The 19,352-nt window shown below is 64.9% G+C and carries 20 protein-coding genes; 8 read left to right on the top strand and 12 right to left on the bottom strand.

Going from position 1 to position 19,352, the window contains the following annotated elements; genetic code table 11:
- Window positions 1-285: 285 nt before the first annotated feature.
- Window positions 286-960 carry a ScbR family autoregulator-binding transcription factor gene (locus AC1D1A_RS15745; protein WP_476948123.1) on the bottom strand — a complete coding sequence of 225 codons (675 nt, stop codon included), beginning with the start codon at window positions 958-960 and terminating at the stop codon, window positions 286-288.
- A 441-nt stretch (window positions 961-1,401) separates the two neighbouring features.
- Between AC1D1A_RS15745 and AC1D1A_RS15750 the strand changes: the two genes are divergently transcribed.
- Entirely contained in the window at window positions 1,402-2,196 is a 795-nt protein-coding gene (locus AC1D1A_RS15750; RefSeq protein ID WP_476872461.1) for an MBL fold metallo-hydrolase, read from the top strand.
- 101 nt (window positions 2,197-2,297) lie between these two features.
- On the opposite strand, the gene AC1D1A_RS15755 is transcribed toward AC1D1A_RS15750, so the two are convergent.
- Together AC1D1A_RS15755 and AC1D1A_RS15760 are read right to left on the bottom strand one after the other, a co-directional pair.
- A complete protein-coding gene (locus AC1D1A_RS15755; RefSeq protein ID WP_476870869.1) occupies window positions 2,298-3,020 on the bottom strand; it encodes an AAA family ATPase in 723 nt (240 codons plus the stop codon).
- 88 nt (window positions 3,021-3,108) lie between these two features.
- Window positions 3,109-3,534 (bottom strand): GNAT family N-acetyltransferase, encoded by a 426-nt coding sequence (locus AC1D1A_RS15760; protein ID WP_476849236.1) that lies wholly within the window; start codon window positions 3,532-3,534, stop codon window positions 3,109-3,111.
- Between the two features lie 191 nt (window positions 3,535-3,725).
- Between AC1D1A_RS15760 and AC1D1A_RS15765 the strand changes: the two genes are divergently transcribed.
- Window positions 3,726-4,055 carry a hypothetical protein gene (locus tag AC1D1A_RS15765; RefSeq protein WP_476948124.1) on the top strand — a complete coding sequence of 110 codons (330 nt, stop codon included), beginning with the start codon at window positions 3,726-3,728 and terminating at the stop codon, window positions 4,053-4,055.
- Between the two features lie 37 nt (window positions 4,056-4,092).
- On the opposite strand, the gene AC1D1A_RS15770 is transcribed toward AC1D1A_RS15765, so the two are convergent.
- Window positions 4,093-4,788, bottom strand: a complete 696-nt coding sequence (locus AC1D1A_RS15770) for a class I SAM-dependent methyltransferase (RefSeq protein WP_476948125.1) — start codon at window positions 4,786-4,788, stop codon at window positions 4,093-4,095.
- Between the two features lie 96 nt (window positions 4,789-4,884).
- Here AC1D1A_RS15770 and AC1D1A_RS15775 point away from each other — a divergent pair, with 96 nt between their 5' ends.
- On the top strand, window positions 4,885-5,475 hold the full coding sequence (locus AC1D1A_RS15775; protein WP_459384676.1) for a helix-turn-helix domain-containing protein: 591 nt from the start codon (window positions 4,885-4,887) through the stop codon (window positions 5,473-5,475).
- Window positions 5,476-5,498: 23 nt separating this feature from the next.
- Here the strand turns inward: AC1D1A_RS15775 and AC1D1A_RS15780 are convergent, their stop codons facing one another.
- The 3 genes from AC1D1A_RS15780 to AC1D1A_RS15790 form a co-directional block, all read right to left on the bottom strand.
- Complete coding sequence (locus AC1D1A_RS15780) at window positions 5,499-5,726, bottom strand: hypothetical protein (protein ID WP_476849233.1); 228 nt, start codon at window positions 5,724-5,726, stop codon at window positions 5,499-5,501.
- Window positions 5,727-5,802: 76 nt separating this feature from the next.
- Window positions 5,803-6,255, bottom strand: a complete 453-nt coding sequence (locus AC1D1A_RS15785) for a hypothetical protein (protein WP_476849232.1) — start codon at window positions 6,253-6,255, stop codon at window positions 5,803-5,805.
- Window positions 6,256-6,401: 146 nt separating this feature from the next.
- A complete protein-coding gene (locus tag AC1D1A_RS15790; protein ID WP_476948126.1) occupies window positions 6,402-7,343 on the bottom strand; it encodes an AraC family transcriptional regulator in 942 nt (313 codons plus the stop codon).
- 271 nt (window positions 7,344-7,614) lie between these two features.
- Between AC1D1A_RS15790 and AC1D1A_RS15795 the strand changes: the two genes are divergently transcribed.
- Genes AC1D1A_RS15795 through AC1D1A_RS15815 form a run of 5 tightly spaced genes read left to right on the top strand, consistent with a single transcriptional unit; the run spans window position 7,615 to window position 12,957 of the window.
- Entirely contained in the window at window positions 7,615-8,961 is a 1,347-nt protein-coding gene (locus AC1D1A_RS15795) for an ABC transporter substrate-binding protein (protein ID WP_476948127.1), read from the top strand.
- 23 nt (window positions 8,962-8,984) lie between these two features.
- Window positions 8,985-9,953, top strand: a complete 969-nt coding sequence (locus AC1D1A_RS15800) for a carbohydrate ABC transporter permease (RefSeq protein ID WP_476930953.1) — start codon at window positions 8,985-8,987, stop codon at window positions 9,951-9,953.
- Window positions 9,950-10,867, top strand: a complete 918-nt coding sequence (locus AC1D1A_RS15805) for a carbohydrate ABC transporter permease (RefSeq protein WP_476858476.1) — start codon at window positions 9,950-9,952, stop codon at window positions 10,865-10,867. The genes AC1D1A_RS15800 and AC1D1A_RS15805 overlap by 4 nt, the downstream gene beginning before the upstream one ends.
- Before the next feature lie 51 nt (window positions 10,868-10,918).
- Window positions 10,919-11,980 (top strand): NAD(P)-dependent alcohol dehydrogenase, encoded by a 1,062-nt coding sequence (locus AC1D1A_RS15810; protein WP_476948128.1) that lies wholly within the window; start codon window positions 10,919-10,921, stop codon window positions 11,978-11,980.
- The gene (locus AC1D1A_RS15815; RefSeq protein WP_476858477.1) at window positions 11,980-12,957 is read left to right on the top strand and encodes a carbohydrate kinase family protein; all 978 of its coding nucleotides are present in this window, start codon (window positions 11,980-11,982) and stop codon (window positions 12,955-12,957) included. The genes AC1D1A_RS15810 and AC1D1A_RS15815 overlap by 1 nt, the downstream gene beginning before the upstream one ends.
- Window positions 12,958-12,965: 8 nt before the next feature.
- Here AC1D1A_RS15815 and AC1D1A_RS15820 read toward each other — a convergent pair whose 3' ends face one another.
- The 5 genes from AC1D1A_RS15820 to AC1D1A_RS15840 all read right to left on the bottom strand — a co-directional run bounded on the left by AC1D1A_RS15820 (window position 12,966) and on the right by AC1D1A_RS15840 (window position 19,179).
- The gene (locus tag AC1D1A_RS15820; RefSeq protein WP_476948129.1) at window positions 12,966-15,611 is read right to left on the bottom strand and encodes a PEP/pyruvate-binding domain-containing protein; all 2,646 of its coding nucleotides are present in this window, start codon (window positions 15,609-15,611) and stop codon (window positions 12,966-12,968) included.
- Window positions 15,612-15,850: 239 nt separating this feature from the next.
- On the bottom strand, window positions 15,851-17,026 hold the full coding sequence (locus AC1D1A_RS15825; RefSeq protein WP_476948130.1) for a PRC and DUF2382 domain-containing protein: 1,176 nt from the start codon (window positions 17,024-17,026) through the stop codon (window positions 15,851-15,853).
- Window positions 17,027-17,630: 604 nt separating this feature from the next.
- A complete protein-coding gene (locus AC1D1A_RS15830) occupies window positions 17,631-17,978 on the bottom strand; it encodes a hypothetical protein (protein WP_476849223.1) in 348 nt (115 codons plus the stop codon).
- 161 nt (window positions 17,979-18,139) lie between these two features.
- The gene (locus tag AC1D1A_RS15835) at window positions 18,140-18,586 is read right to left on the bottom strand and encodes an Hsp20/alpha crystallin family protein (protein ID WP_476849222.1); all 447 of its coding nucleotides are present in this window, start codon (window positions 18,584-18,586) and stop codon (window positions 18,140-18,142) included.
- A 326-nt stretch (window positions 18,587-18,912) separates the two neighbouring features.
- Entirely contained in the window at window positions 18,913-19,179 is a 267-nt protein-coding gene (locus tag AC1D1A_RS15840; protein WP_028276267.1) for a GlsB/YeaQ/YmgE family stress response membrane protein, read from the bottom strand.
- Between the last annotated feature and the right edge of the window lie 173 nt (window positions 19,180-19,352).

Genomic DNA, 19,352 nt, shown 5'->3' on the forward strand with positions numbered 1-19,352 from the left:
TGGCGATCCAAACGTGACGGCGGCGGCCGCCGCCGTCACGTTTGGATCGCCATGGCGGACAGTCCAGGCCAGGGGTCTGTGCCGGCGCCCCCCAAAAAATGCGCGCCGACACAGCCGCTCTCCGAGCGGAGTCCCCAATGGATCCGAGACAAGAATAAATGACCACTCACCCTAAAACAAGGCGGTCATCCGGTTTATGGGAGTTGGACTCGCTGAAAGTCCCGCGGATGGCAAGCAAGGCGCCACCTGCCCGGGGCTGCAGTACTCGGTGGCCGTGTGAGCCCGTCACGGTGCTGGTGGGGTGGGATTCCGCGGCGGGTTGGGGCTTCCAGCGGAAACCAGTCCGGAGAGAGCATGGGCGTCATCGTTGAAATCGTCATGCATGATCCCCGGCAGCACGATCTCCCACATCTCTTCGATCCGTTGCATGACGTCCGCTCGGTCGGTAAGTACTCCGGAGACCATCTGAACCCCGGTGAACGAAGCAACAAGGTATCGGGCAAATGTCCCGGCGTCGACGGAGGGCCGGACCTGCAATTCTGCCTTGGCCCGTTCGGTAAGCTGCTCCATGACGGCGATCCAGTCCTCGTAGGGGCCGCGCACGGGCGGACCAAAAGCCGTCGCTTCAAACGTCAATCGGATGCCGGCCCTGACAACTGGCTCGTGCACGAGCTGAAGACCGAAAGCGCGGCACAGCAGGATCATTGCCGTCAGGCCTGGCCAATCCCCGGCAAGGATGCTCTCGCTTTCGGCCACGACGATCCGATGCTGCTCCTCGATGACCGCCCTGGCGAGATCTTCCTTGGACTGAAAGTGGAAATAGAGGGCGCCCTTGGTCACCCCGGCTGTCTCAGAGACCTGGGTCAGGCTGGCACTGCCGTAGCCGTGCTCCTCAAAGACCGCAGCGGCACCGACGACAATGGCACCGCGGGTGGCCTTCGCGCGATCCTGAATGACCATCTGTGAACCTCAACTTCAACTCTGGGATGTGGAAGCAGGATCTTTACCCACCCGCTGCGCGAGTTGATCGGGAGTTCCGCTGGCCTTCTCTGAAGCACCCTGGCGCGCATTTCCGGGATCCACCGGCCGCCAACTGAAAGGTAGGGGACGAAAGACTGGTCCGATCCTAGCAAAACGGTCAACCGTCTTGGTGCGCCAGCCGAGGCCCCAGCTGGCGACGGTGTACTGGGACCGAGGTTCCACGATTCCTCCTTGACAGGTATTTAGTCCTCACTATAGGAGTTGCAGAACGTATCACTGTTAGGAAGAGGAGATGATGGGCCGCATCGACCATTGGATGAATGTCTCCGCCGAGCTGCGGGTCGAGCAAGTTCCGGGGGACAACCACGCCGTCCGCGATGTAAACGAGGCCAGCTCGTGTTGAGGCAGGTCGCGGAGGGTGTGCTGATCCACGAGAGCGAGTTCTGCGAGAGTAACGCCGTCGTCGTAAAGGGCCGGGCTGGCGTGTTGCTCATCGACGCCGGGGTGCACGGCTACGAAATGGACTGCCTCGCGAAGGATCTGTCCGATTCGGGCCAGACCGTTGTGGCAGGCTTCTCGACGCATCCTCATTGGGACCACCTGCTTTGGCACGCCGGGCTCGGCGCGGTTCCCCGTTACGGCACCGCGCGCTGCGCGGCTACCGCCCGGGATCGGCTGTCGGGCGGAGTGGACGCGGTCGCGAAGGCGGCCGGCATCCCCGAACAGGTACCGCTGGACCTCCTCGGCCTTATTACCGGCCTGCCCGTCGGGACGGTGCAGATTCCTTGGGATGGGCCCCAAGTCCGCATTCTCGAGCATCGAGCACATGCCCCGGGCCACGCGGCGCTGTTGATTGAGGAACGTGGGGTTCTCGTCGCCGGCGACATGCTTTCTGATGTTTTGATCCCGATGCTCGACTTGAACGACACCGAAGACCCGATCGAGGACTACCTCGCCGCGCTGCGGCTGCTCGAGGGCGTGGCGGGCGACGTCGATGTCCTTGTCCCCGGACACGGGTCCGTCGGCGGAGCTGAACAGGTACACGCACGGATCGACCAGGATCGGGCGTACGTGCACGCCTTGCGTGACGCCCATGAGCCCAGCGACCCGCGGGTCGGCCCATCGGCCGCTCCCGGGTGGGACTGGGTGAGCGGCGTTCACGCACGGCAACTCCAGCGCCTCGCCCAAAGGAAGTCTGGAAAGCTCGACACATGACATGAGCGTTGACCGCGGTCGGCGGTTCGTTTTTCCCCTGTGGCGTTGTCTGGCATTTTCCGTTCGGGGACGCCGTTAGTTCAACCCCGACCGGGCCGGCCTTATAGGTGTCTCAGGTATCTTTCGGGGGAGTCCATGAATGATCGCCAGTTGGAAACCAGATCGAGGTCCGACCATTCCTGCTGCCGAAGTCCCCACGGGCCGACTTCGAGAATCTGCGCGCCTGGAAGCGCTGCAAGAACTGGGGAGTGCGTGGACATGATGACTTGCGAGGAGCCTTCGGCGAGGAGATCTTTCAAGACCGCAAGGAGGCTGAGGCATCCCGCGAAGGACAGCGCTGATTCCGGTTCATCGAGCACCCACAATCCGGGTCCCCGGAAACGATCCACGGCCAGTTCCAGGAACGATTCACCGTGTGACATGTCGTGGAACGAGATGTCCGGACCCGCGGTGCTCGGGTTCTTCTCGAGGTAGGTGAAGAAGCCGTGCATGGTTTCCGCGCGCAGGAAGTAGCCGCGTCTTGTGGCGCCGGCGGTGCGGACAAGCTGCAGGTGATCGGCAAGTATGGACTCCGTGGATCGGGTGCTGTGGCGGGCGCCTGTAGATCCGCCTTCTGGAGACAAGCCATAAGCCAGTGCGATGGCTTCCACGAGAGTGGATTTTCCCGACCCATTTTCGCCTACGAAGATTGTGGCCGGGGTCAGGTCGAGCCCTTGGTCCAGAACCTGTGCGACAGGGGGCAGGTTGCCTGGCCACCGACGGCGGTCGAGGACGTGGGCCGGGTCTTCGGCCAACCGTCTGATCGGAAAGCTAGGCGGGGGCATGCCCCATTCTTACAGGCTGGGGAGTTCGCAGCGGCTCATTACGAAAGGTCCTGGAACATACCAGTCATTTCGAACTGAAACTCCGGGACTACCGAAATAGAGCGAAGACACGCACGGGTTCCGGAGCGAAGTTCGACCCTTCCGTAAAACCCATGGCTTCGTAGAAGGCGCGTTGCCCTGGTTCATTGTCAGTGATGAGCACTGTTTGCCGGACATGCGCGTATCGTGCCGTGACGTGCTCCACCAGAGCCCGGCCTACGCCCGCGCCTTGGAAAGGCGGCCGTACAAGGATGTCCTGCAAATAGCAGATGGTCGCATCGTCGGACACAACCCTCGCGAGGCCAACTAGCTCACCATCCCCATTCCGGGCCGTCACGACAAATGAGGAACTTCGGATCGCTCTGGCGAGCAGTTCCGGATCCCGGGTATAGGCGGCCCACCCCACAGATTCGTACAACGAGAGAACCTCGGCATCGGAAAACCCGTTGGATGTGAGGATGCTGAACGCCGGCATCCGACCAGTGTTGCATGGCCTTGCCATTTGTTCATGGACACCGTGCGCAACTCCGATTACGGCGCCGACGAGAACGATCCGAAGGTCGCCCAGATCGAGCGCGAGGACCCGCTCGGCGGGTCCGGAGCATCCACATTCTGATTAGCTGGAACCCTCGGCGCTGAGAGGCACCCGGTGGCAGACTTTCTGCCATGGAGCCCATGGATTGTCTGGTCATTTACGTCCCCACCGACGCTGCGCCCGCGGTCCGGCAGGCCATTGGCGACGCCGGGGCGGGCAGGCTCGGCAATTACTCCCACTGCTCGTTCAGCCTCGACGGCACCGGGCATTTTACCCCGTTACCCGGCGCGACCCCGTTCGTCGGCGTCGTCGGTTCCTCCGAGGAGGTGCCGGAAACCCGGATCGAGGCAATCTTCCCCCGCTCCCGGCGTAACGCCGTCGTCAATGCCGCTTTGTCCGTTCATCCGTACGAGACGCCGGCGTTCATGACCTACCCGGTAGATGCCAGCCGGCCGGACTGAGCAACACCGGGGGTGCAGCGCGGCGGAAACTGTGAGGTCACCCGCGCCGGGTGGCACGCACGACGACGTCTTGCCGCGGCAACGCACGGTCACCGGGTCCGGGGAGTGTCCGCGTGATCTCCTCGGCACTCGTGATGCTCCATACGGCAGCGTCGAGACCCCCGGTGATGTCCGCGAGGGTAACAGTCGCTTCCGGGGGAGGGCGGTGCCCGTGCCCCGGGGAGGCGGGAGCGTGCAGGTGCCCGACGATCAACAGCGTGCCGCCGGGGGCTACCCAATCCGAGATGCGTTCGTAGAAGGCAAGCTGCGGCATCGCCGGATGAGCGTAGTGGGTGGTCACAAGGTCGAACCGATCTCCCGGTTCCCATGACGTCAGGTCCGCCTCGACCCAGGTCACCTTGCCGGACATAGGCTGCCCTTCGGCACGCTCGGCCGCTTGGGCGAGGGCAGCGCCGGAGATGTCGGCGCCGGTGACCTGCCAGCCGTGCGCGGCGAGCCAGGTCGCCTCTGCCCCTGTCCCACACCCGGCATCCAGCGCTGTTCCCGGTGCGATTCCGCTGGTTTCGCGGATGAGATGCGGGTTCGGGGCAGCCCCTCCCGAATCTGCCTGGGCGGGATCGTGGGCATGCTCCCAGTGCTGTTGCCAGTAGTCCTTGTCGAAGCTGTGCGTCATCGCGTCACCGTCGCGTCCGCCCGCTGCTTCCCCTGGCGATGTCTTTGCCGTCCCGGCCATGTGGAACCCCTTACGATCTGATGTGCCTTCAGATTCCATGCTCCCGGGCCGGCAGGTGGATGTGCAAGCGGTATTGCCGAATGGCAAAATAGCCTCATGAATGACGATCTCGACCACACACTCAGCGCCGTCGGGCCGCGCCTCAAGCGCCTGCGACTCCGCCGGGACGTCACCCTCGCAGACCTCGCCGAGCAGACAGGCATCTCCGCCAGCACACTCTCCAGACTCGAAGCAGGCCTGCGGCGGCCCACTCTCGAGCAGCTGCTCCCGCTGGCCCGCGTGCACGGGGTAACCCTCGACGAACTCGTCGATGCGCCGCCGACCGGCGACCCCCGGCTCAATCTGCGTCCCGTCGCCGGTCCGGACGGGTCGACGATCTTGCCTCTCACGCGACGCCCAGGCGGCATTCAGGCCTACAAGTTCATCCTCCCCAAGGGCAGGGATGGGCAGGAGCCTCAGCTGCGTACCCACGAAGGCTACGACTGGGCCTATGTCCTCAATGGCACCTTGCGCCTGGTCCTCGGTGAACATGACCTGATCCTCAGGCCCGGCGAAGCCGTGGAGTTCGACACCCGAACCCCGCACTGGTTCGGCGCAACCAGCGCCGGTCCGGTCGAATTCCTCAGCCTTATCGGCAAACAAGGTCAGCGCACCCATGTCCGGGCGGCACCCAAGCGCGATAGCTAGGCGCATCCTCTGATGTGCTCTCCTTAGGACCCTGCCGGCGCCATTCGGAGGGCCAGCATCCCGCCTTCGAGGAGTTCAAGTTCGACGATCCGCAATGTGTGCCGGGTTCCGTCCTCCGGCAGCATTTTCTTGCCACGCCCGTTCTCCCGCTCGCGAAGCTCGCGGACCTGGCCGGGTATGTCGTCGGCGATAATCGTGCTGTTGTTCCAGCCGGCGTGGTCCAGCGTGGTCGACACGACATACTTCGGCATGGCGTTGAATGTGCCGGCGGTGAAGTCACTGTCAACTTGCCCATGAAGATCTCCTTCAGGTTGCGGCGCCTGGCTGTTATCCGCGGTTTCGGAGCCGGAGTGTTCGGGCCTCGTGGATGGCGGCCAGGGCAACTGCGCTGGCGGCGAGCCTGAGGGCGTGGACCCTGTACCACCGCTTCAGCAGGGGGTTGCGGCGCGTCTCACTGAGCGGTTGCGGGCTGAAGAACAGGTCGGGGTTGATGGACCGGAGCAGATAGGCGGTCGCGGCCGCACCCGTCGTCGAGCTGGCCGCAGCGACTAGCAGCCATGGCCTGCTGTCGGCATGATTCCAGCCTGCCACGAGGGCACCGATTGCCGCCGGCGCATTGATCGGTGCAATCGGTGCGTAATAACGGCCCGGGCTTCCCGCCCCAAAGGGCGAGCGGGGCAGTTCACGGCTTGCTTCCGCCGCCGCGACGCGGTGCGGGATTTTGACGAGGACCTCATAGAGATTGCCGAAAAACCAATGCGCGTGACTGAACTCCGCCACGCCCAAGATCCGATCAGCGAATAAATCCCGGCGGCCCGAGGAAGCCTGTCCCATGCCCACAATCTACCGCCGATGCCCACCGCCGGGCCATGGTGACCAGCTCGCGCGCCCCGGGGCGGAGAGTGCAGAACCCCGCGCTGTTGCCGTCAGTTCTGCACCCGCTGACGATAGTCCCGGGGGGTTTCGCCTGCGTCATTGCGGAAATGCCGGTTGAAGTTGGACAGGTTCGTGAAACCCACTTCGTAGCAGATGTCCGAGATCGATTTGTCGCTCCGCTCCAGCAGGCGGCGGGCGTGGGCCAGCCGAAGTTTGCGCACCAGATCACTGAAATTCTGGCCGGTCGCGCGCTTGAAATACTTCGAAAATGTCGGTTCCGACATACCCACCAGCGCCGCCGCCTCGGACATCCTGACGCTGCCGGCGTGATTGCTGAAGACATACTCGAGGACTAGGTCCACCACCGCCGCGGCCTGCCCGTCCAGTTGCGGCCTGAACCATTCGTCGGCGAGGTAGCGCCGCTCGGACTCTGGCGCACGTGAAAGAATCGCCAACACGTCAAAGAGATGCTGAAGCCGCTGCAATCCGGTGGAGGTCCCCATCGCCTCCAGGGAAACGGCGGCGGCACGGGCTGATCGTCCGAGGAACTCGATCCCGCGCGAGGACTGCTCCAGCAAGAGTTTGACCTCGGCCATTTCCGGCAGAATCGAGGCGGCCCTCTCCACCCATTTTCCGTCGAACTGAATAAGGACGTCCCTGCCCTGAAGCACTTCTCCGGGTCTCAGGTCGCTGACCCAGTCGTGCGGCAGCCCCGAACCCACCAGGGCCAGGTGCCCGGCCTCGAAAGTGCCGATGTGGTCTCCCACGATGAACTTTCCGGTGCCCTTCCGGATAAGGTGCAGCTCGTATTCAGGATGGTAGTTCCAACGTGCGACCGGGCTGGGGTAGTCGTGCTCGTGCCAGCGCACGGAATGGTTGGGGTCTTCCGGAATCACCTCACGGTTGGCCCGCATCCCCAGGAGTCTTTCGGCAAGCCTGGCCGCTGCGCCGTCATTGATGGCCGAGCCGCCGCCTGGGTCCGCCGCGCTCATCGTGGTTCTCCTTGCGTTCGGATCATGACAAATGTGCGGCATCTGTGCCGACTCTTCCCAGAATAGCGCCCGGACGGGGCCGGCCCCGGAAAATTAGTATCAGAATTCTGCAAGCATCGCGCTAGTTGTGCCCTATGCCACAAGCCTAATCTTGAGGAACACCAGCGAGGAACCAGGCATTGAGGCCCTCGTCCCGCTCACCGCCCCGCACCCCGACATAGCAATCGGAGTAGGGCAGCATCGCACCCCCTGACGAACAAAGGAGTCCTTAATGCGCGCAAAAACACGCGTCGCCATGGCGGCAGGCGCCCTGTGCGCGGCACTCAGCGCCTCGGCCTGTGCAGGCGCCGGCGGCGGCAATTCCGCAGGCGACCCGAACAGCATCAATGTCCTGATGGTCAATAACCCCCAGATGGAGGACCTGCAGCGGCTCACCGCTGATAACTTCACGAAGGAAACCGGCATCCGGGTCAACTACACCGTCTTGCCGGAAAACGACGTCCGCGCCAAGATCAGCCAGGAGTTCTCAAGCCAGGCCGGCCAGTACGACATTGCGTCACTGTCCAACTACGAGATCCCGTTCTATTCCGCCAACGGGTGGCTGGCACCGCTGGACAACGTGGCCAAGGATGCCGAGTTCAACCAGGCGGACATCCTGCCGGCCTACACGGCGTCGCTGACCGGCACGGACGGCAAACTCTACGGCGAACCTTTCTACGGGGAATCCTCCTTCCTGATGTACCGGAAGGACATCTTCGACGCCAAAGGACTGACTATGCCGGAGAAGCCGACCTGGGACCAGGTCGCCGACCTCGCCGCCAAGGCTGACGGGGCGACGCCAGGGATGAAGGGCATCTGCCTGCGCGGCCAGCCCGGCTGGGGCCAGGTCTTCGCACCACTGACCACCGTGGTGAACACCTTCGGCGGGACCTGGTTCGACAAGGACTGGAATGCGAAGGTCAACGCCCCCGAATTCACCGCAGCCACGGAGTTCTACACCAAGCTGGTGCGGGAGCACGGTGAAGCGGGCGCCGCCCAGGCCGGGTTCACGGAATGCCTGAACAACATGAGCCAAAGCAAGGTCGCCATGTGGTACGACGCCACCTCCGCGGCCGGTGCCCTGGAAGCCGAGGCCTCTCCCGTGAAGGGAAAGATTGGTTATGCCCAGGCGCCCGTGAAAGAGACCAAGTCCTCCGGCTGGCTGTGGACCTGGTCCTGGGCGATGCAGGCGGCCTCCAAGAAACAGGACGCTGCCGCCAAATTTATCGCCTGGGCCAGCTCGAAGAAGTACGAGGAACTGGTCGCGTCCAAGCTCGGCTGGTCCAAGGTCCCGTCCGGTAAGCGCATTTCCACGTACGAAAACACCGAGTTCCAGCAGGCCGCGCCGTTCTTCAAGGCCGAACGCTTCGCCATTGAGAACGCGGATCCGACCAACCCCGGTGTCCAGCCGCGGCCGGCGGTCGGCATCCAGTTCGTCGGTATTCCCGAGTTCGCGGCCCTGGGCACCAGGGTGTCCCAAGGTGTGAGCTCCGCCATCGCCGGCCAGGGCTCCGTTGCCGATGCGGTGGCCAAGGGCCAGGAAGCCGCACAAAAAGTCGGCGACAAGTACAAGAAGTAACAACCCAGCCGCAGGAGAACATTATGACTACCGCAACGGCGCGCGTCTCCCGGCAAGGGAGCAGCACAGCCAAACCATCCAGGAACGCCAGGGCGCGGGAACGCGCAGTGGCTTGGGCACGGCGGGCACCGCTGCTGCCGGCCCTGATCTTCCTCATCATCGTCACCCAGCTTCCATTCGTGGTGACCCTGATCATTTCGTTCATGAACTGGAACAGCCTGAGCCCGGACAAGACCGGATTCGCCGGGTTCGAGAACTACATCCAGGTGGTCACCGACCCGTACATGCTCCAGGCAATCCTCACCACCATCGTCGAGACCGTCTCGGTGGTCCTGGTCAGCCTGGTCCTCGGCCTCGGCCTGGCCCTGCTCCTGGACAAGAAGTTCATTGGCCGGGGCCTGGCCCGGACTCTGCTGATCGCACCCTTCCTCATCGTTCCGGTCGCGGCTGCGCTCATCTGGAAGCACGCCATCCTCAACCCGGTTTACGGTCTGATCAACGGCTCCCTCACCTGGATCTGGTCGCTCTTCGGCTCCGACGCCCCGCCGCAGCCGGACCTGCTGTCGTCGGCACCCCTGATGGCCATCATCGTCTCCCTGGTCTGGCAGTGGACCCCGTTCATGATGCTCATCCTGCTCGCCGGCCTGCAGTCCCGACCCATGGACACCGTTGAAGCTGCCCAGATGGACGGTGCCACTCCCTGGGCAATTTTCCGCCATCTCACCCTCCCGCACCTGCGCCAGTATCTGGAACTCGGTGGACTGCTCGGGGCCATCTATATCGTGCAGAACTTCGACGCCACCTTCGTCATCACCTCCGGCGGCCTCGGCACGGCCAACCTGCCCTACGCCATCTACGAGACGTTCTATTACGCCAACGAATACGGCCTGGCCTCAGCGGCCGGCGTCGTGGTGGTCATCGGCACCATCTTCGTGGCGACCTTCGCACTCCGCACCGTATTCTCGCTCTTCAAGAAGGAGGCAGCACGATGAGCACCCTCACCCCCGCCGGGCCCACGTCATCAGTCCCCACCCCGTCCACCCCGACCACGGGATCACGACGCCGGGGCAAGTCACGCATGGACCCCACCCGCAACAACACCGCCGCCGGCCTTGCCGCCTGGCTGCTGGCGCTGCTGTTCGCGGTGCCGGTCCTGTGGATGATCCTGACCTCATTCCACTCCGAAATTGACGCCGCCACCAACCCGCCGTCGATCGCCGCCGACCTTAACCTGGACGCCTACAAGGAGTTCTTCGGCGCAACTTCCGGCGTCAGCCCCTGGCCGTCGCTGATTAACTCCGCCACCGCCTCGATCTTCTCCACCGTCCTGGTCCTGCTGCTGGCCATCCCCGCCGCGTACGCCCTGTCAATCCGGCCGGTGAAAAAGTGGACCGACGTTCTGTTCTTCTTCCTCTCCACGAAGATGATGCCCGTCGTCGCCGCAGTCCTGCCGCTCTACCTCTTCGCCAAAACCGCCGGCGCGCTGGATAACATCTGGTTCCTGGTCCTGATGTACACCTCGATGAACCTGCCCATCGCCGTGTGGATGATGCGGTCCTTCCTTGCCGAAGTGCCCGTCGAAATGCTTGAGGCCGCCCAGATCGACGGCGCCACCCTGCTGCTCACGCTCCGAAAGGTCATCGCCCCGGTGGCAATGCCCGGCATCGCAGCCACCGCGCTGATCTGCTTTATCTTCAGCTGGAACGAACTCCTCCTGGCGCGGGTCCTCACCGGCGTCGTGGCCGGCACCGCCCCGGTCTTTCTCACCGGCTTTGTCTCGGGCCAGGGCCTGTTCATTGCCAAGGTCTGCGCCGCCGCCGTCGTAATCTCCCTGCCAGTGCTGTTCGCAGGTTTCGCCGCCCAGGACAAACTCGTCCAGGGTCTCTCCCTGGGTGCAGTGAAATAGCGCCGTCAAATAGCCCGCCACCGCCTCTCCAAACCGCAAAGGATTCCTTCGATGACCACATCAACCGCACAGTCCCGCACCCCCGGACATCCGGAAGTGCCCGCCACCATGCGCGCCGCCGTCCTCAAGCGCCAGGGCGACATGGCCATGGAAACACTGTCCGTCCCGGAGTTGGACGCGGACCAGGTTCTGGTGCAGGTCACCGCCGTCGGTGTGTGCGGCAGCGACGTCCATTACTATGAGCACGGCCGGATCGGCGACTACGTCGTGGACCACCCGTTGATCCTGGGCCACGAGCTCTCCGGACGCATCGCCGCCGTCGGCAGCGACGTGGACCCCTCCCGCGTTGGCCGGCGGGTCGCCGTCGAACCCCAACGGCCCTGCCGCACCTGCAAGCAGTGCAAGGCCGGACGGTACAACCTGTGCCAGGACATCGAGTTCTACGCCACCCCGCCGATCGACGGAGCTTTCACCGAATACGTGAGGATCCAGGACGACTTCGCTTACGACATCCCAGACAGCGTCAGCGACGAGGCGGCAGCCCTCATCGAACCACTCTCCGTTGGCCTCTGGGCCTGCGAACGCGCCCAGATCAAGCCCGGCAGCCGGGTCCTGATCGCCGGAGCCGGCCCCATCGGCATCATCGCCGCCCAAGCGGCCCGCGCTTACGGGGCGACCGAAATCTACATCACGGACATCGCAGAAGAAAGGCTCGCTTTCGCCCTGGAACACGGCGCCACCCATGCCTTGAACGCCTTGACGGACAGTACCGAAGGGCTCGACGTCGATGCCTTCATTGACGCCTCCGGCGCCCCGCAGGCCGTCCGTTCCGGCATCAAAGCCGTTGGACCGGCCGGCCGGGTCATCCTGGTCGGGCTCGGAGCCGACAACGTCGAACTCCCCGTCTCCTACATCCAGAACCGCGAAATCTGGCTCTCGGGCGTCTTCCGCTACACCAACACCTGGCCGCTGGCCATCCAGCTGATCGCGGACGGAAAAGTAGATCTGGACATCCTGGTGACCGGCAAGTTTGCGCTGGCCGACTCGGAAGAAGCACTCAAAGCGGGCAAGCAGGCCGGTCAGCTCAAAACTGTCGTCTACCCGGGCCGCTGATGCGCATCACCGACGCCACCCCAGCGCCCCGCCTCCCCGCGGGGGACGGTGTCCTGACGGTCATTGGCGAATCCCTTGTCGACATCATCCGCGACCCCCGCGGTCCTGCCGGCGGGCAGGCCCACCCCGGGGGCAGCCCCCTCAACGTGGCAGTGGGGGCTGCGCGCCTCGACCTCAGGACAATCCTGGTGACCCACTATGGCCTTGACCCGCACGGACACCTGCTGGAAGAGCATCTGCAAACGAACGGCGTCCAGGTGGTCAACGGCGGAAGCGCGGCCACATCTACGGCCCTCGCCACCCTGGGATCTGACGGTGCCGCCGAATACGCCTTCTCGATCACCTGGGCAATCAGTGGGGCGTCCCTCCCGGCCCTCGCTGCCGTCAAAGGTTCCACCCACGTCCACACGGGATCTATCGCTACGGTGCTCCCGCCGGGGGAGCAGGCCACCCTTGCCCTGGTAGAGGCCGCCCGGGAGCACGCGACGACCAGTTTCGATCCCAATTGCCGGCCCGCGATCAGTCCCGATGCGGCTGCGGCACGCCGGCAGGCGGAAGTGTTCGTGGCGGCGAGCGACATTGTCAAAGCCAGCGACGAAGACCTGCGCTGGCTCTACCCGGACCGGGCACCGGAAGAATCCCTGCAGGCCTGGCTGGAACTGGGGCCGGCGGTGGTGGCCCTGACGCGCGGAGCCTCAGGCCCGGTCATCCTGTCCGGAAACGGGCGGGTCGAGATGGCAGCTGAACCGATCCGAGTGTCAGATACTGTGGGCGCCGGTGATTCCTTCATGGCGGGGCTTATTTCCGGACTCGCCAAACTTGGAGCGCTCGGGGCGGAGGGAAGACGGCAACTGCAGACCCTGACCCTGGATCAGCTCCACGCAGTCGCCTCGTACGCGAACCGTGCAGCGGCGATCACCTGCTCCCGGAAGGGCGCCAATCCTCCGTGGTCGGCGGAACTCGGGGAACTGTCCTGATGACGCGGTCAGTCTGCGACCGTGACGGTGCCGGCGTCGCCGTCAACGCGGATCCGTTGGCCGCTGGTGAGCCGCTGGGTGGCCACGCCTGTGCCAAGCACGGCCGGGATGCCGTACTCGCGGGCCACGATCGAGCTGTGGCTCAACGGCCCGCCGACGTCGGTCACCACGGCGGAGGCCATCGCGAACAGCGAGGTCCAGGCCGGGGTGGTGATGCGGGCTACCAGGACTTCCCCGGGCTCCATCAGGCCGAAATCCTGGGGGCCCCTCAGGACGCGGGCCGGGGCGGTGACCCGGCCCGCGCTGGCGCCGACGCCCTTGATGACGTCGCCGAGCTGATCCTGTGGGCCTGCCGGCATCATTGAGCCGAAGGCCCGCTCCATCCACCGGCTCTCCGGCAACAGCTGCGGGGCAGCGGCCTTGGCCTGGCCCCGCCACAGCATCTTGCGCCCCTCGACGGCGCCGGCGCGGACGGGCCGGTCTGCCCCGGTAATTGCCACGGCTGCCGGTGTGCCCGACCCGGCAAGGCCGAACTCGACGGCGCTGCGCAACTCCCGGTGGCGCAGCCAGAACACGTCGGCGGGCTCGGCGATGACAGCGGAGCCGACGAGCCGTCGTCCGAGCTCGAACAGCATCCGCCGCAGCAGCGGCCACGCCAGTCCGACGTCGGCAAGGGCGTCCTCGCGGATCGGAGCCGCATTTTGCGCCCACCGAAGCAGCCGGAGGAATGCGGCCCGGCGCCGCGGCCCGAGCCGGGCGATGATTTGGCTGGTTTCATCTTCGCGGCGGGCGGCCGAGAGCCGCTGGCGCTCGTATGGGTCATTGCCATGTCCCCGCAGGTAAAACTTCACGGTCTCCAGCAGCGGCGAGGGATCGTCAGCAGGCACCGGACTGACGAAGTCCAGGTTATAGACCGCATGGCCGAACCGGCCGAGGTGCTCCTGGAAGCGGGCCTGCCATTGCTGCCAGGGTGCCGGGTCCACTCCGGCAGGCGTGGACCCGGTGCGTTGCGGCCCGGCCAGCGCAGCGGTGGGGGCGTTGAGGATCGCCGGGGCCAGCCCCGGGACGTCCCGGGCCCAGGCTGCGAGGTCGTATAGCGACTTCTCTGCGCGGATGGGTTCGCTGTCGTAACCAAGGAGGAAGGTCTGGGCGGGGGGATCGCCGTCGCGCCGAACGAACTTGTCGTAGTAGGCCCGGAAGGAGATTTCGCTTGTTGCGGCGATCGGAATGATGGACTGCACGGCCGTGTAGTACACCGTGCCGGCGTCAAGCAGCGTCTGAACACCCGCCAGCAGTTCCTCTCCGGAGAGATCCCCGACGGGCTTCGCGGACCAGTCCTTGATCACCTGCTCGTAGCGGGGATGCGAAAATTCCCGCCAGCCGGCCACTCCCATATGCGCCTTGCCACGGGCCAGCGCACGCATCGCCGTCAGCGACTTGCCCATCACCCGCCACATTCCCGAGTTGCGGTAGTAGTAATAGGCGTAGCCGTTGATAGTGGGCAGCCCGACGTCGTCCTCGCGGATGACCTCCTTGCCGACGGCGCCGGCCATCAGGGCCCTCAGCGACCGTGACACCGAGCCGTCAATGAGGTCGGCGAACAGCGGTGAGAGCGGATCGGGCAGCTGTTCAACGATGCTTGCCCGGAAGTAGAGCCCGTGCCGGTAGGGCACCGGCCAGGTGTCCGGGATGTCGGCTGCCGGTTCGGGCAGAGCGGTGATGGGCCGGGATTGCAGGATGAAGAACTCGCCACCGGCGCGTGCCCACTCGATGTCCTGCGGCGTCCCGAAATGCTCCGCGATCCGTGTTCCGTAGCCGGCCAGCTCAGCCGCCGCCGGGTCGTCCAATACGGCCTGCCGGCGGCGCGTCGCCGTCACCGGCTGCTCCAGGGTGCCGCGCTCCGCGTAGACGGTCATGACCTCCTTGTCAGCTGTCCGGCGCGACAGCACACGGCCCGTCCCTGCTTCCACGACGACGTCGTCCGTGGTGACCGATCCGCTGACAACGGACTCGCCCAGGCCCCACGCGGCACTGATCACCGTCTGGTCGCGGCGCCCGTTGGCCGGATTGGCGGTGAACATCACCCCGGCGGCCTCGGCGTCGACCATCTGTTGGACCACGACGGCGAGGCGCACCGTGTCCGGGTCGATGCCTTCACGGGCGCGGTAGGCCATGGCACGCGCCGTCCACAGGGAGGCCCAGCACTCGGTCACGGCCGCGGCCACAGCCTCCGTCCCCCGGACGTTGAGGTAGGTTTCCTGTTGCCCGGCGAAGCTGGCTGAGGCGAGGTCCTCGGCCGTGGCGGAGGAGCGCACCGCCACGGCTGTGCCTCCGTCGCCTAGCCTCCCGTAGGCGGCGCCGAGCTCCGCCGCGATGGCGTGCGGCATGGTGCCGCTGGTGAAAAGGGCGCGGATCCGGTTCGAGGCTTCCTCGTAGTCCTGTGGTGCCGCGTGTGGCGACAGTACGGCAAGTTCATGGATGCCGGCCTCGAGATGGTTGGCAGCCACATAATCCGCGTAGGCTGCGGTGTTCAGCACGAACCCCGGCGGGACCGGGAGCCCTCCCTGGCTGAGGCCGCCCAGTCCGACGCCCTTGCCGCCTGCCACGGCGACGTCGCCGCGCCCCACATCGCCGAAGTTGTTGATGTAGGTCATGACCTCGAGTCCTTTCCGCCCGGAGCCAGGCTCCGTGGTTCAGCCTGATTCCCAACATACTGGCACTGCCGCAGGCGAGAGGCCATAGCCGTACCGGTGGGCAGGGGATCCCGTTAACCCTTTAGGTCGAGGGGTGTGGCCGGGGGCCACCAATCGCCCGAACCCCCCGTTCCGACAACAAGATGCCCGGGGCCATGGGTCGCAGCCTTTGCCCCGGGCATCTAAACCAATCCGCATGTTCAGCCGCGGCTGGCGTCGGTTCCCTCGGAGCCCTCTGATCCCTCGCTGTCCTCGCCGTCAAAGTGTTCCTTGTGGACCTTCTCACGGATGGTGACTTCATCTGCGACCGTTTCAGTAACGATGCGGACCCGTTCAACCGGGACGGTCTCCTTGGTCACTATGACTCGCTCTTCGTGAAGGATTACCTCGTCGTCGCTGGCCGGACGGTTCGAGACCTCGTCGCGGTCTTCCTCGGCAATCGGTTCCCGCTCGATACGAACCTCTTCGCGCTGCACTGGCACCGTCCTGGTGACGGTTTCCGTCGTGACGTATTTGCGCAGGCGCCCCCGGCCCGTGGCGTCGCGGGTTTCGGCGCGGTCCTTATCGGTGTCCTGTGGTGTGGCTGGGGTACGGGCGGTGTCGGTGGCTGGCGTGGTGGTGCCGTATCCGGCTGTGCCGGCGGCGTCGCGGGTTTCGGCGCGGTCGGTTTCGGGGGTTTCCTGCCGTGTCGTGGGTGGCGTTGCGGCGTCGGTGGTGGGTGACGCTGTGCCGTATCCCGCTGGGCTGGTGGCGTCGCGGGTTTGGGCGCGGTCGGTTCCGGTGGTGTCCTGTCGTGTCGTGGGTGGCGTTGCGGCGTCGGTGGTGGTTGACGCTGTGCCGTATCCCCCTGTGCCGGTGGCGTCGCGGGTTTGGGCGCGGTCGGTTTCGGGGGTGTCCTGCCGTGTCGTGGGTGGCGTTGCGGCGTCGGTGGTGGGTGTCGTTGTGCCGTATCCCGCTGGGCTGGTGGCGTCGCGGGTCTCGGCGCGGTCCGTTCTGGAGGCGTCCTGTCGTGTGGCGGATGCTTCGTCAGCTGTATCCGCGTCGGTGTAGGCGCGTCCGCTGTCCATCCGGTAATGCTGGTAGAGCCGGTCTTCCTCGGCAGGCTCCAGAGGCCGATCGGCGTCGATCCTTGGCGCGTCCTTGACCTGATTTTTGTTGTACGGGACGACGATGTCATTGCCCTCCAGCCGAGCACCCTCGAGGGGAACAAATGATTCGGACATCCCGAACAGGCCCGTACGGACGGTTACCCAGCTGGGCTGGCCGGCTTCGTTGTCTACGAACACCTGGCCGATGGAGCCGATCTTTTCTCCGTCTCCCGACAGGACATTTGCGCCTTGGCTGAGCAGACGGTCAATTTGTTCGGTGGTGAGCATGACGTCTCCTTGGATCTCTTAGGTTGAAATAGTGGGTCCGATCGGGAGCCCTTGATGGGTCGCCCGACCGGTACCGGACAGGTCGCTTTGGTGCTGTCCGGTGCTTGGGAAGCGTACGCGGCAATGCGAACCACGGGAGGGGGCGATGATTAGTCGGCAGTGCGCTCAGCTGAGGTTTTCCGAGGCCGACCCGCAGTTCTGGCAAGGTTGGGGTCCTGCGCGAGACCTTCGCGAGCGGGGGCCTGAAGTCGAAAGGGAGCGCAGACTGGGGATGAACGTTGTCGCCACCGCCAGTCCGGCTTGGAGCCGGTGGGAAATGTCCAATGGAATGCGCCGCCATTCGATGAGGAGGCTGGGACCGGTCCCGTTGCGCAGGGAGTTCTCCTGCGCCGTTTTTCGTGTTATATCACGAGCCCGGTTAGATTAGGAAGCCCCCTTATGAATAGGTGAGCTCCCGGTGGTTGGGCTCCGCCGGAGGGCGCGTGGGGAAGCCCGGGCGCCCAAGAGACGGCCCGGTGAGGACACCCGCGGCGGGCATTCCGGGCCGTACAGGTGGGGTCCTTGCGCGAGGCGATGGCGGAGAGAGAATTGTGCTGGACCAGGTCTAGTCTTGGTCCAGTTCGTCGAGCAGAGACTTCGCTGCGGCGGCGACGTCATCGTAGTTATTCTGGGCGGCCCGGCTCTGGATGGCGAGAATCGCGCAGCGATGCAGCCGGCGGAAATCACCGAAGGGAAAGCTGTAGCGCCCCTTCGTGTCGTGCGTCTTCTCGGCGTCTTCGCCCAGATGCCACGTGCCGTACTCCTTGTACCCGTGCTTGTCGATGAATGCATTTTCTGTCTCAGCGTCGGGCGCGTGCTCGCTCCAATCGTCACGGGTATCCCGGGCAAACCTCGAGTCCTTGATGAGCTGCCGAGCATGACGCAGCGCCGCGTCATTGATCTTGATAGTCATGAGATGGTTTCCGCTCTGTGGCAATTTTCGGAGGCGGGGGCTGCGGAGGCCGCGGCGAGGCTGGGCACCGGTGAACCAATACCGATGGCCCCCTTCGCCCTGCCAGAAGGCACCCGCGGTCGCTGGTGGGTGCCGGGCGAGTCAAGTGCCGAAAATGCCGTTCAGGTCACGAAGTTCTCTGGTGCTTCCGGTGACTGGTTTCCACCGCGGGAGACATGGACTTTCGTGGCGGACGGTCCGGACTGCTCCGGGATCTGGGCGCGGATTTCCAAGACACCGTCGATGTAGCTGGCCTCGACGGTGTCGGGGTCCGCGCCGCGGGGCAGCGGGACGCTTCGCGAATATTCGCCGTACCGCACTTCGCTTCGGTAACCCGGTTGATCCTTGTGCGCGGGCTCGGTGCGCCGGGCAGCGATATTCAAGTTGCCCTCGGTGACGGTGATATCGATGTCCTTGTCCGGGTCGATGCCGGGGATATCGGTTCTGACCACCAAGGTGTTTCCGTCCCGGTATTCTTCGACCCTGAGCCAGGTGTCCGTCTCGCCTTGCAGGAAGCGCCGGACTGGTTCGGGCACGTCGATGCCTGTGCGGCGGAATAGGTTGTCCATGTCTATCTCCTTGCTGTTTAGCATCTCTGGTCGCATGGTGTCGGATGCGCGCGGAGCAATGACTTCTGCCGCTTTGGCGATTACTACTTACGACAGCGGAACCGGCCGCCGGGGCTGCGCTCGGAGGCTTTCAAAGCTTGTTCTCGACGAAGCGTTGCGGGCGGGCGCCCGGCATGAGGTCAACCGTCATGCCGTTGGACTCGGCGGCGCGGGCCGAGAAACGCCGGGTGGTTCCTCCCGGGGTGTTTCAGCAGCGGCCCGCAGCCGTCTAACAGAAGTCGCAGGGCGTCCTCAGTGGCAGCCCTGCATCCGGAGGATCGAGGCTGCTACGCCCTGGTCCTCCGACCGGCAAGAGCCCCATAGATCAGGAGCACAATAACGGCCCCGAGGATGGAGAGGAGCCAGGTCCGCAGGTCAAAGAAGTCAGCGAGCCCTCCGCCGAAGATCAACGAGCCGATCCAACCTCCGAGGATTGCGCCCACGACGCCAACAACGAGTGTAATCAGCCAGCCGCCTCCTTGACGGCCGGGAAGGACCGCCTTGGCGATAGCTCCAGCGATAAGGCCGAGAATGAGAAAAGCGAGAATTCCCATCTTTGTACTTCCTTTCGGTAGACCGGTCGTGGAATGCGGCCGTAACGGCGATTTAATCAGCATGCATAGTAACGCGCAATACCCGGCTCATGGGCCTTCTGTCTTGCTCGCCCCTTGCCGGTCCGAACTGCAATGGAAGCGGCGACTGCCCGTGGGCGCCGGGCGGGGGAGGC

This window comes from Arthrobacter sp. P1_B9, assembly GCF_056406495.1.